The organism is Thioclava electrotropha (assembly GCF_002085925.2).
In the GTDB taxonomy this organism is placed as follows: domain Bacteria; phylum Pseudomonadota; class Alphaproteobacteria; order Rhodobacterales; family Rhodobacteraceae; genus Thioclava; species Thioclava electrotropha.
This window is the reverse complement of the sequence record NZ_CP053562.1, coordinates 3,362,528-3,377,498: the sequence shown is the minus strand read 5'-3', so window position 1 is coordinate 3,377,498 and position 14,971 is coordinate 3,362,528. Positions and strand designations below refer to the sequence as shown.

General features: G+C 60.8%; 14 protein-coding genes. 9 read left to right on the top strand and 5 right to left on the bottom strand.

From position 1 onward, the window contains the following. Positions 1-39 precede the first annotated feature (39 nt). The gene (locus AKL02_RS15950; RefSeq protein ID WP_083075813.1) at positions 40-942 is read right to left on the bottom strand and encodes a hypothetical protein; all 903 of its coding nucleotides are present in this window, start codon (positions 940-942) and stop codon (positions 40-42) included. Between the two features lie 518 nt (positions 943-1,460). On the opposite strand from AKL02_RS15950, the gene AKL02_RS15945 reads away from it, so the two are divergent. Both AKL02_RS15945 and AKL02_RS15940 read left to right on the top strand, forming a co-directional pair. Next, positions 1,461-2,159: a sugar transferase gene (locus AKL02_RS15945; RefSeq protein ID WP_078520467.1), complete on the top strand. Its 699-nt coding sequence runs from the start codon at positions 1,461-1,463 to the stop codon at positions 2,157-2,159. A gap of 8 nt (positions 2,160-2,167) precedes the next feature. Then, on the top strand, positions 2,168-3,439 hold the full coding sequence (locus tag AKL02_RS15940) for a polysaccharide biosynthesis/export family protein (protein ID WP_083075816.1): 1,272 nt from the start codon (positions 2,168-2,170) through the stop codon (positions 3,437-3,439). 12 nt (positions 3,440-3,451) lie between these two features. On the opposite strand, the gene AKL02_RS15935 is transcribed toward AKL02_RS15940, so the two are convergent. Further along, positions 3,452-4,669 carry an O-antigen ligase family protein gene (locus tag AKL02_RS15935; RefSeq protein WP_083075818.1) on the bottom strand — a complete coding sequence of 406 codons (1,218 nt, stop codon included), beginning with the start codon at positions 4,667-4,669 and terminating at the stop codon, positions 3,452-3,454. Further along, the gene (locus tag AKL02_RS15930; RefSeq protein WP_083075821.1) at positions 4,666-5,436 is read right to left on the bottom strand and encodes a family 16 glycosylhydrolase; all 771 of its coding nucleotides are present in this window, start codon (positions 5,434-5,436) and stop codon (positions 4,666-4,668) included. Before AKL02_RS15930 ends, AKL02_RS15935 begins: the two co-directional genes overlap by 4 nt. A gap of 232 nt (positions 5,437-5,668) precedes the next feature. Between AKL02_RS15930 and AKL02_RS15925 the strand changes: the two genes are divergently transcribed. Further along, entirely contained in the window at positions 5,669-6,868 is a 1,200-nt protein-coding gene (locus tag AKL02_RS15925; protein WP_083075835.1) for a glycosyltransferase family 2 protein, read from the top strand. Between the two features lie 26 nt (positions 6,869-6,894). Here the strand turns inward: AKL02_RS15925 and AKL02_RS15920 are convergent, their stop codons facing one another. Beyond that, complete coding sequence (locus tag AKL02_RS15920; RefSeq protein WP_083075837.1) at positions 6,895-7,878, bottom strand: glycosyltransferase family 2 protein; 984 nt, start codon at positions 7,876-7,878, stop codon at positions 6,895-6,897. Next, positions 7,875-8,981 carry a nucleotidyltransferase family protein gene (locus tag AKL02_RS15915; RefSeq protein ID WP_133051923.1) on the bottom strand — a complete coding sequence of 369 codons (1,107 nt, stop codon included), beginning with the start codon at positions 8,979-8,981 and terminating at the stop codon, positions 7,875-7,877. The genes AKL02_RS15920 and AKL02_RS15915 overlap by 4 nt, the downstream gene beginning before the upstream one ends. Positions 8,982-9,327: 346 nt before the next feature. Between AKL02_RS15915 and AKL02_RS21220 the strand changes: the two genes are divergently transcribed. The 6 genes from AKL02_RS21220 (at position 9,328) to AKL02_RS15890 (ending at position 14,959) form a co-directional block, all read left to right on the top strand. Beyond that, entirely contained in the window at positions 9,328-9,462 is a 135-nt protein-coding gene (locus tag AKL02_RS21220) for a hypothetical protein (RefSeq protein ID WP_256365664.1), read from the top strand. An 87-nt stretch (positions 9,463-9,549) separates the two neighbouring features. After that, positions 9,550-9,822 (top strand): PqqD family protein, encoded by a 273-nt coding sequence (locus AKL02_RS15910; protein WP_078542031.1) that lies wholly within the window; start codon positions 9,550-9,552, stop codon positions 9,820-9,822. Between the two features lie 40 nt (positions 9,823-9,862). Then, on the top strand, positions 9,863-10,270 hold the full coding sequence (locus AKL02_RS15905) for a lasso peptide biosynthesis B2 protein (protein WP_198453201.1): 408 nt from the start codon (positions 9,863-9,865) through the stop codon (positions 10,268-10,270). Continuing rightward, on the top strand, positions 10,267-12,156 hold the full coding sequence (locus AKL02_RS15900; protein ID WP_083075846.1) for an asparagine synthetase B family protein: 1,890 nt from the start codon (positions 10,267-10,269) through the stop codon (positions 12,154-12,156). The genes AKL02_RS15905 and AKL02_RS15900 overlap by 4 nt, the downstream gene beginning before the upstream one ends. Then, entirely contained in the window at positions 12,153-13,139 is a 987-nt protein-coding gene (locus AKL02_RS15895) for a phosphoenolpyruvate carboxykinase (ATP) (RefSeq protein WP_083075848.1), read from the top strand. The genes AKL02_RS15900 and AKL02_RS15895 overlap by 4 nt, the downstream gene beginning before the upstream one ends. Next, a complete protein-coding gene (locus tag AKL02_RS15890) occupies positions 13,136-14,959 on the top strand; it encodes an ABC transporter ATP-binding protein (RefSeq protein WP_083075851.1) in 1,824 nt (607 codons plus the stop codon). The genes AKL02_RS15895 and AKL02_RS15890 overlap by 4 nt, the downstream gene beginning before the upstream one ends. Positions 14,960-14,971 lie beyond the last annotated feature (12 nt).

The window sequence follows — 14,971 nt, the reverse complement described above, 5'->3', positions numbered from 1 at the left end:
CTTTCGCAGCAAACTATGATCGAGGTGGTCGCCCGGCGATCAATGGATGAACGTGATATCCGCGCGCGCTTCAATCGCGGAGATGTCCGAAACGTAGTCTTGCTGCATTTTTCGGAATTGGTCTTCGGGCCATGGGGAGAACCGGTCCCGTGCGCTTTGCACCGGATACTCATGCTCCAGAGCCGCCATTCGAAACCGCCATTCCGTCGCTGAGAGCGGTTCAGCGGTCTCGGCCATGGCGCGGATTGCACTGTCGGAAGCGCTTCCCCGCACAGTAGGGTTCTGCAGCGGCTCAAACGCCTCAGCCTCGACGTCACTCAACCCTTCGAGGATGCGGGGCTCGAGGTCGCGGAAATCCTCGTAGCGCCAGATGAAGACATTCGCGTGCGGCAAGGCATCGCGGATGTCGTCGATGATCTGCAGCCATGCCCCCTGCGGTGAGGAAAAGGCGGATGCGAATTGCTCGGGACTTGGAACGGGAGAGAAGCGGATCGCTTCGCCATAGATCGATGCCAGAAAGTCGGGATAGGACCGGATGCAGAGCCAGATATCCAAGGGGCGATCCGGCAGGAATGTCGCGAGAAGCTGAAGCCGCGATATCGCCGTCGGATAAAACGCCCCGTCGAGGAATTCACCCGTTTCGCCCAACAGGTTCTCTTCGGAAACAAGCAGTTCGTCCGAGGTGTCGAACAGGCTCGTGATCTTCGATCCAAGCTTGTCGAGGCGCGTTGGACGTCCCGAGAGTGCCTTGAGCTTTTCCGACCTGCCCGCGCCTTTGCTTTCGGTCCATACCTGATGGAAGAGGGGACGAATGTTGTTGATAGGCCAGAAAGCGACACCTTGCGCGGCAAGAAGCTTCGCGTTCAGTTCGAGGCGCGCCTGGAGATAGGTTGTCGCTGTCTTGTGGGCTCCGAGATGGAGGCGAATTCGGGGCGTCGTCACATCATCCTCCGTCTTCTCACCGTTGCATCAGACTGCGGTCGGCAGCCGCCGCTGCGTCTGCGGCCTCCTTTGAAAGGGCCGGTCGCGGCATCTTCATACCAATGGCTTACTGAGGAACGGCCCGCGCTGTGAGGTGCAAAGCGCTGAACGGGGAGAGCACTCTTAATGAAACCGTACGCCTGCCACACAATTGGCCAATTTTCTGGCCATCGCTAAAATAAGTCGCAAGAATTTCTTCGAATTAGGGGTAATTCCGCGATTTAGCGGAATTCTGGGAAAGCGAACGAGCTTCGCACCTGGGATTAAAGGTGATTCTGCCGCCCATAATCCTCAAATTGGATTCCTAGCGCCCGTTTTTCGTGCGGACCGCCTCCAGAATGGCGCAATTTCGCGGATCGGTGATGCGAAATTTATGCTGCAGGTGCGAAAGGATCATTTCGTCTTGTTCGTTTCGCAAGGTTACCAAATCGTTAATCGAGGGATTTCAAACTGTCGCTCTTTCACTGGGGGGTGAAAACATGACCTTTGAAACGCGTAAGGGGCACTTCTTTGCTCCGACTACAGTCCATAGTGCTGCTTCTGCTGAACCGCTCGTTGAGCGTCCTGCAGGAGATATTGCCAAGCGTGGGCTCGATCTGCTGCTTGTGCTCGTTTTCCTACCGCTGCTTGTTCCGCTTTTGCTCGGGGTTGCCGCGCTTGTCTGTATGACGAGTTCGGGGCCCGTGCTTTTCGGACACGTCCGCGTCGGTCGGGGCGGCAAGAAGTTTCGGTGCTGGAAATTCCGGACGATGGTCGTCGATGGCGACCGGATCCTGGAAGAGCATTTCCGGCGTTTCCCCGAAGAGCGCACTATCTGGGAAGAAGAGAGAAAGCTGCATGACGATCCGAGGGTCACGCCTTTGGGGGCTGTCCTGCGCAAGCTAAGCCTCGATGAACTTCCGCAGCTGATCAATGTGCTTGTCGGCGAGATGAGCCTCGTCGGGCCGCGTCCCGTCGTTGACGAGGAAATGCGCAAATATGGCCGCTCTGGCCGTCACTATCTGCGCGTGCGTCCCGGTGTGACGGGCCTCTGGCAGATCAGCGGACGTAGCGACACTGGCTACGCGACGCGGGTGCTTCTCGATCGTCACTACGTGATGTCGTGGAACGTGCTCCTGGATATCAAGGTTCTGGTTCTCACGATCCCGGCGGTCCTGTTTGCGAGCGGGGCGAGGTAGCTGTGCCAATGTCCCGTGTCCCGTTGCGGCGTTTCCTCTTTCCGTTGGCCGTAACTGCGCTGACTGCCTTTCCGGCCTATGCCGAAAAGCTTGAAGCCGGTGATGTTGTCTCGCTCAATATCGTTGAGTGGCGCAGCGTCGCCGGTGAAATGGCACAATGGGCCGCGCTGAAGGGGCCATATGAAATCTCGTCTGACGGTGCCTTGGATATCGGGTTTATCGGGAAGGTCGAGACGAAGGGGCGCGAGGCCGAGGATGTCGCCGAGGAAATCTCGGCGCGCTTGAAGGATACGTTGGCGCTGACGGAACAACTCGATGTTCAGCTGAGCATCACGCAGCGTGCGCCGGTGATCGTCGGCGGGCTCGCGAGAAAGCCGGGGCCGGTGGACTTCACCTCCGGGATGACTGTTCGCCACGCCCTCGCACTCGCGGGGGGGCTGACGGGCGTCTCCGGCGATGGGACGATGTCCCAATATCTTTCGATCGCGGCACAGGAGGCCCAGCTTGCGCGGCAGGAGGGCGATTTGCGCCTGCGCATCGCGCGTCTCGACGCGGAACAGGCTGGCACCACTGATGCGAACTTTCCGACGGCCGCCTCACTCGGGCAGGATGGAGAGCTGCGCGTTGCACAAGAGCAGTCGCTTCTGAAATTGCGGCTCGACTCGGCGAAGCGCAAAAGCGAACTCGTGGACGGGCAGGTGACCCTCCTGACTCAAGAGATCGACAAGTTGCAGCAAAAATCCAAAGGCTTGGACCACCAACGGGAGTTGATTGCAGAGCAGCGCGACAAGGTTGCGCAGCTCGTTGATCGGGGCCTGAGCCCCAGTAACCGGGCAATCGAAGCCGAACAGAAGCTTGCCGCAATCCAAAGTCAGATCCTCGATGTCGACACTGCGATTTTGCGGTCTCGTCAAGCACTGGCCCGCGCCGAAAATGATCGTCTCGATCTGGGCGCCGGGCGCATCACACAGCTGCTGAACGATAAGCAGAAAGCGGAATCCGAACTTTCCGATGTTCGTGAGCGCCTCGACCTTCAACGTGGGTTGATGCGGCTGGCCGTGCCGAGCGCTATCGGCGCAGGCTTGGCAGGCGAAGAGGGCGGCCCGCAATTGCAGGTCGTCGTCACGCCTGCAGGCGGAGGCACTGCGAAGACCGTCGCCGATTTCGACACGCGGCTGTCACCGGGTGACCTCGTGGAGGTGACGCTTTCGCGTGACCCCAACGAGACAGCGGCCACGACGGAAGCTCCGCAAAAGCAGGCAGCCGGAAGCAACGGCTGAGGCGCGTCCCGCCTATTCGCCGCGTCGCAATCGGATCGCGTAAACCATCGCGCCGACCGTGATCACCGTGATCGGATCGAACTGGAAGAAATACGTCACTTCGACCAGCGACAGAACGAACTGACGGATCATGAAGGCCGCGAAAAAGATCGTTTCGGCGCGCACATCGCGGATCGCCCAGGCAATCACGACATAGCCAGCCCAGAAGACGAGGCCCGTCTGCAGAAGTGCGAAGGGCAGGCCGAGCTCCACGGCGTTTGTGAGCAGGGTGTTGTGGAAGTGGAAACCGGATTTCGACGCGATCCCGAACTGCGCCCAGACTTCCTCCGCGACGGGCTGACCGGGAATCCAGAACGCCTGGAAACCTGTGCCAAGAACCGGACGTTCGGCAATCTGTCTTATCGCGATCGCCCAGAGGTCGGTGCGCCCGGTGAGCGTGACGTCCTTGCCCGTCGAATGGAAGAACCACGACTCGACATGGCTGAAATTCGCCATGATGAGCAGAACTACCAGAAGCAGTAGCATCGACATCATGACGAGCAGGAAGAACCGCTTCCATGCCGAGGTTCGCGAGAGAAGCACGATCCCCACGGCGACGGCCAAAGCTCCCACGCTCGCAAGGATCGCGCCGACGGATTGCGCTTTCACGAGAAGCAGCGCGGCCAGCAGGGTCATCGCCACGCCCGAGTAGCGCAGCCATCGCGGCAGGCTGCGGTCGAAAAACAGTGGCGCCGCCGAGATGAGCAGCATCGAGGCGGTGCTCGCCATTGCGTTCTTGCTGTGGAATATCCCGAGGAAGCCCAGCCCATCCGCGCGCTCGCGCCCCAGCACCGCACTGATGACGTTGACCGCGGCGAAAGAGTAGAAAACGGCCTTGTAGTAGTTGAGCGGGGACAGGCGCCGCGCAATCAGGATGGCGACCATGAAGGTAAATGTCAGAAGGATGCCGTATCGAAGGCTGAGAGCTGGCGCATCCGACCAGAGCACCGAAAGCACGGTCCAGCCGGGCAGAGCGAGAAGCCACCACATATCGACGATCTCATCGCGCGAACGCCATGGTTGCCGAAGGATCAGGAAACACCCGACGATCAGAAAGCCAAGCGCGCCCAGCGTCCCAATCTTCGGCGTGATGTGCAGGATGAACAGCGCCAATGTCGCGAAGAGCGCCGTCGGGCTGATCACGATCTCATTTCGATACGGATAACCGCCATGTGCAGTTTGGGCCGTCATGGTTCCTTGCACAGCATCGATTCAGGGAATTGGCATGTCTCGCCGAGCGGCGTGTAACCGACCCAGTCGATCGTGTAGCGCAAGGGGCCGGGGGGCTTCTTATAGCGCCCCATCCATTCGCTCAGCGTCTGCGTGCTCCAGAAGGACAGATAGATCTTCTGAGCCGCGCTGGGCACGCCTGAAGTGACTTTCAGGATTTCCTTGCCGTCGGCATACCAGGTGATCGCGCCCGGCTCCCAACGGAAGGCAAGCGTCTGGAGCCCTTCGGTCGTCGGTTTCGGCAGGGGGAATTCCCCGCCGCCCATCGGTTTGCCCGAGAGGTATCGGTTGAGCGAGACTTTCGAGGGATCCTTGGTGAGGATTTCGATGTCGATCTCGTCATGCGGCATGCCGTGGACCGGCCCGATATAGGTGAAGAACGAAGCGTTGAGCCCCGAATTCTTCGGCGTGTTCAGCCGCACCTCGTAAGTGCCGTAGCTGTATCTAGCGCGGGTCTGAATTTCGGCGCACAGGTTGGTCTTGTCCGGTCCCGCTTCGGGCAGGAAGAACATGACCAGTTTGCTTTTCTCGAGCTTGAGGGCACGCCGCGCCCAGGTGCAGCTCTGGTGGTCGCCGTTGGTCCAGCCATCGGAGATATACCATCGCTTCTTGTTGAAACTGTCGAAACTGTCGAAGAAGGCACCGCCCAGAGGTTTCTCCGCGCGGGCGAGGCTCGGGGCCAAAATGGCGAGAGCGACGAGACAAGAAAGGATGCGTAAGATCGACATGCAGCCTTTGTACCGCGCCCCGCAGTCGAATCGCTCGGGCTTTGGTGGCACATGCAGGAGGCCTCGGGCATAGCTGTCTTAAAGCGATGGATTTTTTGGCGTTTCGCTTTCTGTGGCTCGCAAATGCAGCGTGATGCAGACCTGACTTCGGCAGCTTTCTTGTCAGGCGCGCGTGCAGCCGACTCGGCAGCACGCATGGGCTAGCGTGTCTTCATCACTGGTGGAGACTGTATTGGCGGAGCGCATCACGGTTATCATGGCGAACTGGTGCGGCGCGTCCTATCTCGCGACTGCAATCGCATCGCTACGCCGCCAAACCGTATCGGACTGGCGGCTGATCATCTCCGATGACGGATCGGATGATGACAGCGTGGCCATTGCACAGGATTTCGCGCGGCAGGATCCGCGCATCGACGTGCTGACAGCCGATACGTCTTCCGGCCCGGCAACCGCACGCAATCGCGCGCTCGAGCGGGCCAAAGGCGAGTGGGTCGCCATTCTCGACAGTGACGACCTCATGCATCCAGAGCGGCTGAAGCGGATGCTGGAAGGGGCGGAAACGCTGGGTGCGGATGTTATCGCGGATGACATGGTCTTCTTCGGGACCGTGCCGGGATCGGGCGGTCGCACTTTGCTTGAACCGATGTCTCTGGTGGCGCCGCTCGAGATTACGGCGAAGCTGTGGGTCGAGGCCGCCGCGCCGGAGACCGAGCTCCCGCCGCTTGGGTATCTCAAGCCGATGATCCGTCGCGCGATCCTCGGCGATCTGCGTTACGATCCCGATCTTCGGATCGGCGAGGATTTCGATTTCGTCCTGCGTCTCTTGCTGAAGGGCGCGAAGTTCCATGCTTTGCCCGACCCGATGTATCTGTACCGTCGACATAATGCATCGATTTCGCATCGGCTTTCGCCTGCCGCGATCGGCGCGATGATCCGCGCGCAGCAGCGGTTGTCGGAGGGGCTGGACCCAGCCGTTGCCGCGCAGTTGGCCGCGCGCCATCGCGGGTTGCGGAAGATGGCAGACTTCGAAGCGCTCGTGGCCAACCTGAAAGCCCGGCAGTTCGCGGCGGCCGCGATAAAAATCGCGCGGCGTCCGTCTCTGGCGCAGGACGTTCTCCGAAGTCTCGCCGAGAGACGCAAAGGCAAAGACGCGACTGGCCCGGAGCGCCGTGCGGTTCGGGTCTCTCTCGGGGCTGAGGAAGGGGCTGACGTGCTGGCCGATGAAATCGCGACCGCATCCGTCGCGGAGAAAATGCATGTCAGCGTACCGAAGCCGGTCGCGCCCGGTGCGATGTGGGCTTCGCCGCCCGCGAAAATGGCCGCGAAGTTGAGCGCCCTTTCCGAAGCGAACGACGTCATTCCGGAGGCTCTGGATGGGGCAGGGGCCTGGGCGCGGTGGCTTTTGCCGCAATGGGCGCAGGAGCAGGCTTAGGCGCGGCCGAAGCTGCGGAACGCGCTCTAGTCCTCGGGGCGAAGCAAGAGGCGGAGCGTGTTTGTCGCCGGTGCGGCGGGTTGTTTTTGGGCACGCAATTTGTCCCGCAAAATACCCGACGCGATCGGCATGAAGTTCCGCGGCGGCTTGATAGAGAAGCCGAAGGCCGCCCTGAGACCGTCCTGCGCCTTGATGTCGAGAAAGCGCCGCAGCAGGTAGCGGTCGCGGATCTGGTCGTGATGCCGACGCATGGCGGAATTCGCCGCGCGGGGCACCGATTGGTCGTCGAGATGTGCCGATGCCGCTGTCATCAGCGCACTCAGATCCCCCGTCCCGTGCCGGCCCGAGAGCGAATTTTCCCGCACGCGTGCAGCATAGCCGCATTCGCTGGTGACAAGAAATTTCGCACCGCGCGCGAGCATGCGGACATAGAAATCGAAGTCCTCGCCCAACCGCAGGCTTTCGTCATAGCGCAGAGCGTGCCGCTCCAGAAAGGCGCGCGACATGAGCGGTTTGAGAAAGCCAAGCTCGCCCCGCGTCTCGCCGCGTTTGCCCATATTCCCTTCTACGAACCCGGCCAGATCGAGTTCGAAAACCCGCGTCTCACTGTCGGGAAGCCGGGTAGGGTCGAATGCCTGCGCCATATCGGCGGGCACGAAGGCGATATTGTCCGCGATCAGATCCCAGCCTTCATAGGCGAGGAGGCGCGAGAAGCGGCCGGGGAGCAGAAAGTCATCTGCATCGAGCACTGCCAGAAACGGGGACCGGGAGGCGGCGATTGCACGGTTGCGGCCTGCGGCCGGCCCCTGATTGCTGTCGTTTCGAAGAACGATCAGACGCGCGTCACCCGCCGCGGCGTCCTGCGCGGCCTTTGCACTTCTGTCCGTGGAAGCATCATCGACCACGACAACCTCGGCGACTTCCGGCTGTTCGAGTGCGGACCGGACCGCATCGCCGATCGTGTCTTCGGCGTTATACGCAGTGATTACGACGCAAATCTCCGGGGTCATCGTTTCGTTTCTCCCACTTCGCCGACGGGCTTTCGTGTGCGCGCGATCACGTTAAGGAAGGCGTTCGAGAGGAAGGCCCGATTGCTTTCGCGCACCAGACGCCACAGGTCGCGCCCGCAGAGGCTTGCCAGAATTTCGCGCCGTCTGGGGAAACTCAGCCCTTTCTTCCAAGGCTGAAAGACCATGTCGCGAACGGTTTCCGCAGAACGGTCGGCAAGCAGTTCGTGCGATCGCGGCGGGAGGCCGTCTTGCCCGATGCTGCTGGTTGCGAGGGCCATTGCGAAATCCAGTGTTTCCGAGAGGCCCGTCTGTCGGGCGAGCTGTTCGAGCTGATCCCGTTCGTCCAGCTCGAGACTCTCGAATGCCTTGATCATGTCGAGGGCCACAGAGCCCGCAGGTTCATGCGAAAGAAAGGCTTTGCAGAGCGTGATCGCGGCGATCAAACACATGTCTGGCGGGGACGGCACCGGCAGTGTGCTGTTCGCGACCGACTGCCTCACCGCCCGATGCAGGAAGCCCACCAAGTTCCGAGGGCGCGGCAAGCCGGGCTGTTGGACGCTATGGTGCAGGTCCACGAAGATGGGTTGGTCCGGCGCTTCGAAATGGCGTTCGCCGAGGAAATGCACCCACCAGCTGCCGAGTTCGGCTTCGGTGGGCTTGAACCCAGCCTCTTCGAGGATCTTTCCCGCCGCGATCCGGTCCTTGGGCGCGACCAGAATGTCGACATCCCCGGACGGCTTGAAAAGGGGCGTGCCGTAGAGCCGGATTTGCTGCAACGGGCCTTTCAGGTGAAGGTGCGGAATCTGACCGGCATCGAGCGCTTCGGTGATCTCTGCGGCGAGCTTCAATCCGCGATTATTCGAAAGCATTCCGCGCATGCGTCCGAAGTTGAGCTCAGCGTTCACCTGCTCGGCTGCATCGCCTTGAAGGTCTGGCCACCCGGGGTGCATCAACAGCTTGTTCACGCGCGCGATTTCAAAGAGAAGGCGAGGGTCAGTGCTGATCGGCGGCGCTTGACCGGATGCCATCTTCCTGAGAATTTCGACCTGTGTCGAACAGTCGCGCCGCTTCACGTAAATGAGCTCTTTCTCCGGAAAGCTCACGCGCCTACCTTCACGAAATCGCGAATCGAATCCATCGAGAAATCAACCTCAGGTTGAATTGCGCGACTTTTTAATTCCCCGAAGGTTGCAATTTTAAATGTCCAGCTTTCTGGCGAAATTTTAACGCGCTCATTTCTTGAGCGGGTTTTCGGACAGGATGCTCGCATATTGGACCCCCTGAAATCGGCCGCGGGAATATTGCCTTGATTTTGCCTGTTATTTTCGCAGCGAACTGAAGCTGTGACGCTCCGAATGGACTAAGGTTTGACTCAAGTGGAGCCTGATTAAAGACTTTAGGAGGCGCAAGCCAAAATGAGTACGTAACGTCAAAAGGGGGTATCTACTGATGAAAACGTATACTCGTCCGCAGCTTCAAAAGCACGGCAAGCTCGAAGACCTGACCCACGGTGCAGGTAGCACCACGATCGCCGACCAGGTGCTGCCGCCCGGTACGGATATTGCGGGTCTTACCTTCTCGTAATTCGTAAAAAAATGAGAAGGACAGGGGCGTGGTCTCGCCTCTGTCCACTCTATGCAACGTGGCTCTCAAGGTGTGGGTGGGTAGTCTATGAATGCAATGTCCCAATATCGGGTTCGTTCCGAATGTGTTGCTTGTCCTTATGGTGACGGCGTCGCGATTTTGGATTTAAATTCCAATGCCTATTTCAGTCTGGATTCCATCGGCGCTATCGTCTGGAATCTATTGGGCGACGAAAAGAGCGTCGAAGAAATTATCGATACGATTTCGGGCGCTTATTCTGTTCCGCGCGACACCGTTGCCGAGGATGTCTCGGTGCTCCTGAGCGACCTTCACGAAAACGGTCTCGTCGAGGCTGCGTGAAATGCGTTGGAAACGGCCGATCCTTCACGACGCTCGACTGTTGTTCGAGGCGCTCGTGACAGTCGTGCGTGTGCGTGTCGATCTGTGGCGCCACCGCCACGATGCATTGCGCAAGATCGTGGTGTCCAATGCCGCGCGTTTTCCGGAGCCGAAAGCCGCCGACCGCGGCACTCTCGCTGAAATTTCATGGGCCGTGGCTGCTGCTGCGCGTCTCGTTCCGCAAGCAACCTGTTTGACGCAGGCCACGTCGGGGCAGCTCTTGCTTGCACGTCGCGGGATCGACTCCACCGTACGCCTGTCGCTGCCGATGGGCGGGGAAGAGTTTCGTCCGCATGCCTGGTTGATGTCCGACAATATTATCGTGCTTGGTGGAACGCGCGCGGAATTCGCGCGCCATACGCTGTTGAAGAATATGACGGCGTTTGCGCAAGGCGAGGCGCGCCCATGAACCGGCCCGCACTGCATTGCGCAATTGGCGGTTTCGCGGATCCCGCCAAGCTGGCAGCCGTTCCCGAGCTGCGGAACGCCGTGGTTGAAGCATCCGCGCGATCGTCGGTTCTCATGTCGGGGCCGCAGACGACGCGCAGCGCAACCGGCGCGCTTGTCGCGGCCGATCTGGACCTTACCCACCTGCGCGACACGGCGCGGCGTCTGGCGATGCCGCCAAACAGCTCGGCCATCGAACTTGTTGCCGCAGCCTATGATCGCTTCGACGACGAGCTCGGCCATGTGCTCGAGGGAGCTTTCGCGATCGCAATCTGGGATCCGAAGCGCGCAACCGTTGTTGTCGTCCGGGATCGGTTTGGTCTCAAGCCGGTGGTCTACCGGGCCAATGCGCGCGGGCTTGCGTTGGCGAGTGATCCCGAAGCCGTCATCGCGATGACCGGAGACCGTCCGGAGCACGACGTCCTTTGGATCACCGAACATCTCTCGGGGCAGCTGACCAATCAGACGCGCACGGCTTGGAAAGATATCGTCCGCTTGCCTCCGGGAAAGCTGATGCACTATCGCGATGGCATGCTGTCACCACCGCGCACGTGGTGGAGCCTCGAGCCGCGGGATTTGAGTGCTGCCGAGCAGAGTGACGAGGCCTTGCGAGATGCGCTCTCGGACGCCACCGGCGAAGCAATGAGCGGAGGCTCCGCCGCCGCGATGCTAAGTGGGGGGCTGGATTCAAGTTCGCTGGCGATCCTTGCATCGCGATTGTCGTCAGAGCCTTTCCCGACCTACTCGCTGCGGTTTCCCTCTGCGCCTGAACTCGATGAGGGCGAATATATCGATGCCTTTCTGGAGGCCGGAAACTTCCGACCCACGATGCTGAATGGCGGCGTTGGAACGGCACTCGATCCAACGCTTTCGGACCTTTTCCTCACAAACCAGCAACAGCCTTTCCCGGGCTTTGGCATGGTGACGACGCATACGATCTGTTCCGCAGCGCGGGCGGATGGGCATGCCGTTTTGATCGACGGGCATGGCGGCGATGAAGTCATCGGAGGCGCGTCCTTTTCCTATCTCAATGAACTCGCCCGGTCCGGTGAGTGGGCGAAGCTTTGGACGTTGCTGAGAAAGTTGCATGGGTTCGCGGGTGGCCGTGGTGCGGTCGCGTCCTTCGTGATGGCCTATGCACGCCACGGCGGAAACCGTAGCGCCGCGAAATTGGCGGGTCGGTTGCAGCGTCGACTTTTCAGTTCGAGCGATCCGGCCCAACCGGATTGGTTCAGCATTGTCGCGCCGGAGCTGGTTTCGCGTTTGGATCTGCGCGCGCGTTCCGAAGCCGCGAGCACCGCACTCTATTCGGACATGCCGTTTGGCTTTGCGACGCATGCGCGCGCCCTCGCGGGGGATCTGACGCCGAGCGCGTTCGAGCTGCTTGATCGAGCCACGCGCCCCTTGGGGCTGCAGTTGCGGTTCCCGTTCTACGACCGGCGCGTCGTCGAGCTTTGCGTAAACCGATCCGATGCGGACAAGATCAAGAATGGACAGCCGCGCGCCCTGATGCGCGATGCGATGAAAGGCATCCTGCCGGAGCATGTCCGATTGAGATCGACGAAGGTCGATTTCACCGCCAACAATCGCCGCGCGATGCGCGAGGACCCGCAGGGACAGTTGCGGCAGTATATCGACAACCCGCCAGAACGACTTGAGCCATACGTCAATATCGCGCGCCTTCAAGAGACCGCGCGGGCGCTGTTCGACACCTCCGCCGATGCCGGTGGATTGGAGGTCATGCAGCTCTGGCGCGCTGCGTGGCTCGACATGTGGCTCGAGCGCGAAGAACGCGCCCGCCAACCGATTGCATCTGGAATAGAACCGATAAGGGAGGTCCACGCGTGACCGAACTCGAACATATTGAAGCCGCGCAGGGGCTTGGCGCCCCCGCATATTCCTACAGCACATACGGCATGCAGGTTGTTTCCGATATTGAACTCCCGGAGCTGGCCTCTGTCGTTCCCGGCTCGGTTGCAGAGCCGCGCAGCTTGCGCATTCGCCGTGCGCCGGTGGAACTGCCCGAAAACGCCAGATCTTTGCCGACCTGGTACGAGTTCGGGGCTGCGGAAACACGGTTCTACTGGCAAACCGTCGGGGCCTTCTCCGTCAATCTCGACGGTACGGAAATTCTCTGCGAGCCCGCAGAGGGTGTCAGCGACGACCTCATCGCTTTTCCGCTGCTTGGCCCGATCCTGTTCGAGGCGCTGCGGCGTCAGGGGCATTTCGTCCTGCATGCGAGTGCGGTCTCCCTCGGGGGGCAGGCCGTCGTTCTGATGGCGGACAAGGGCACGGGAAAGTCGACCTCCGCGGCGGCATTGCTGAATGCCGGCGGCAAGCTCCTCGCGGATGACCTCGTCGCCTTTACGCCGGACGGGGAGGTTCTGTCGGGCTTCGGCCAGGTGAAGCTGTCCGACGCGGCCCTTGAGGCGCACCGGCCGCAGAAGTCCGTCGCCCGGGGCGATGTGCATGCGGCAATCGACAAGAAGCGGGTGCAGCTTCCTCGCGATGCGACGGCAGAATATGCGGCTCCCGCCGTGCGTCTCTATATCCTCGAACGCGGAGAGGGCGAGATGGCTTCCACAGCCGACGTGGCCGCCAGCCAGTCGCTGCCCGCGATCCTGCGGTTTTCCTACGGCGTACGCTTCGGAGAGAACCTGCTGTCGGGAGAGCCAGCCAATCGCCACTTTCGGGACGCCGTCTCGCTTGCCGGGCGGGTGAAGGTCCGCATCCTGCGGCTTCCCGCAACGCTTGACGCCATGACCACCCTCGCAGATGCCATTCGCGCCGATCTGAATTCGGATCGCGCAATGACCGGAGACGAGGATTGAGCGACGTTCTCTCCGCCAGAGCGTCTCTGAGCGAGGCGCGCAACCTCTTCACGACGATGCGTCGTGCGGCGGGCAACAAGCTCTATATCGCCTTGGGTATGTTGATGCTGAGCAGCCTCAGCGAAGGCATTTCCGTCCTTCTGCTTCTGCCGATCCTGAGCCTCGTGTCCCGTTCGGAGGAAGGCGCGCCGATCATCGAGATCACTGAGCGCGAATTCATGGGAGTGACGCTTCCCGCCTTCACGCTCCCGCTCGCCGTGCTGCTCTCGATGCTCGTCTGCTTTCTCATTCTGCAGGCTTTGTTCAACCGGATGCGCACGGTCTATGTCACCGACATCCAGCTGAGGTTCTCCGCGATCTTGCGGCATGGTTTATTTTCCTCCATCGCCGAGAGCCGGTGGGATCATCTGGTCCGCCAGCGCAACGCCGATCTGGAACATGCGCTGGTCGGCGAGGTGGAGCGGGTTCGGATGGCATCGATGTTGTTGATGTCGCTTATCCAGGGCTCTGCATCGCTTGTGCTCTACGTGGCGCTGGGGCTCATGATTTCCGTGCCGATGACGGTGTTGTCCGCCGTGTTCGGCGTCGTCGCCTTTCTCGCCCTCAGGCCTTATCGGAAAATGTCTGCGGAATACGGTGTGAAGCTGCAGGGGCTCCGGCGCGACCAGTTCCGTGCGGTTTCGGGGTTCCTGTCGGGGCTCAAGACGGCGAAAGCGATGAACCTCGAAGAGGCGGAAATCGCAGGGTTTGATGCGATCCTCGATATGGAACGGACGGACACACGCGAATTCGCGCGGCGCACCGCGACGGGCTCCGGGATTTTCCAGATCGCCCAGGCGATCGGTGCGGTAATCTTCATCTACCTGTCGCTCGTGCAGCTCGGCCTCGCGATTTCCGAGATTGTCGTTTTGCTGCTCGTGATGATGCGGCTGGCCCCGCGGTTCATGACGCTTCAGCAGCAGGCGCAGATGTTCCTGGTGAATTTACCGGGTTGGCAGCACATTCGAAATGTCCAGGGTGAGATGATCCGCCAGCGCGATGTCGCGGCGGGATTGCCGATCGCGACGCGCGCGCCATGGCACGAAATCCGGCTGGAGAATGTATCCTATCGTCACGGCGAAGACCTGCCGCGTGCGTTGGAGGATGTCAGCCTTTCCGTTCGCGCGGGGGAGGTGACGGCGCTGATCGGGCCGTCGGGTTCTGGAAAATCGACGATCGCGGATCTGATTTGCGGCCTCATTCGGCCCGAGACCGGCAAGATCCTCATCGACGGTCAAGACCTAGATCCGATGGATATTCGGAGCTGGCGGCACCGGATTTCATACGTCACGCAGGACACCTATCTGCCACCGATGACGGTGCGCGAAGCTCTGCAAGTTGGCGCGCCGGAGGCGGATCAGCAGGACATGGAGGCGGCCCTCCGCGTCGCGTCCGCGGACTTCGTCTTCTCGCTTCCCGCGCAGCTCGACACTCTGCTGGGGGAGCGTGGCGTGCTGTTGTCAGGGGGAGAACGTCAGCGGATCGCGCTGGCACGCGCTTTGCTGAGAAAGCCCGAGCTGCTGATCCTCGACGAGGCGACGAGTGCGCTCGACTGGCAAAGTCAGAACCGTATCGTGGCGAACCTTGCGAAGATCGAAACCCCGATGGCTATCCTCACGATCGCGCATCGTTATTCGATGGTCGAATTCGCGGATATGGTTTTCGCGTTGGAAGAGGGTCGGATCGTCGAGAGCGGTGCACCTGCCATCCTGCGCACCAAGCCCGACGCAAGGTTCATGAAGATGCGTGACGCCGAACGCAGCACGAGCCGCGCGGTGTGACATCGAACGGCG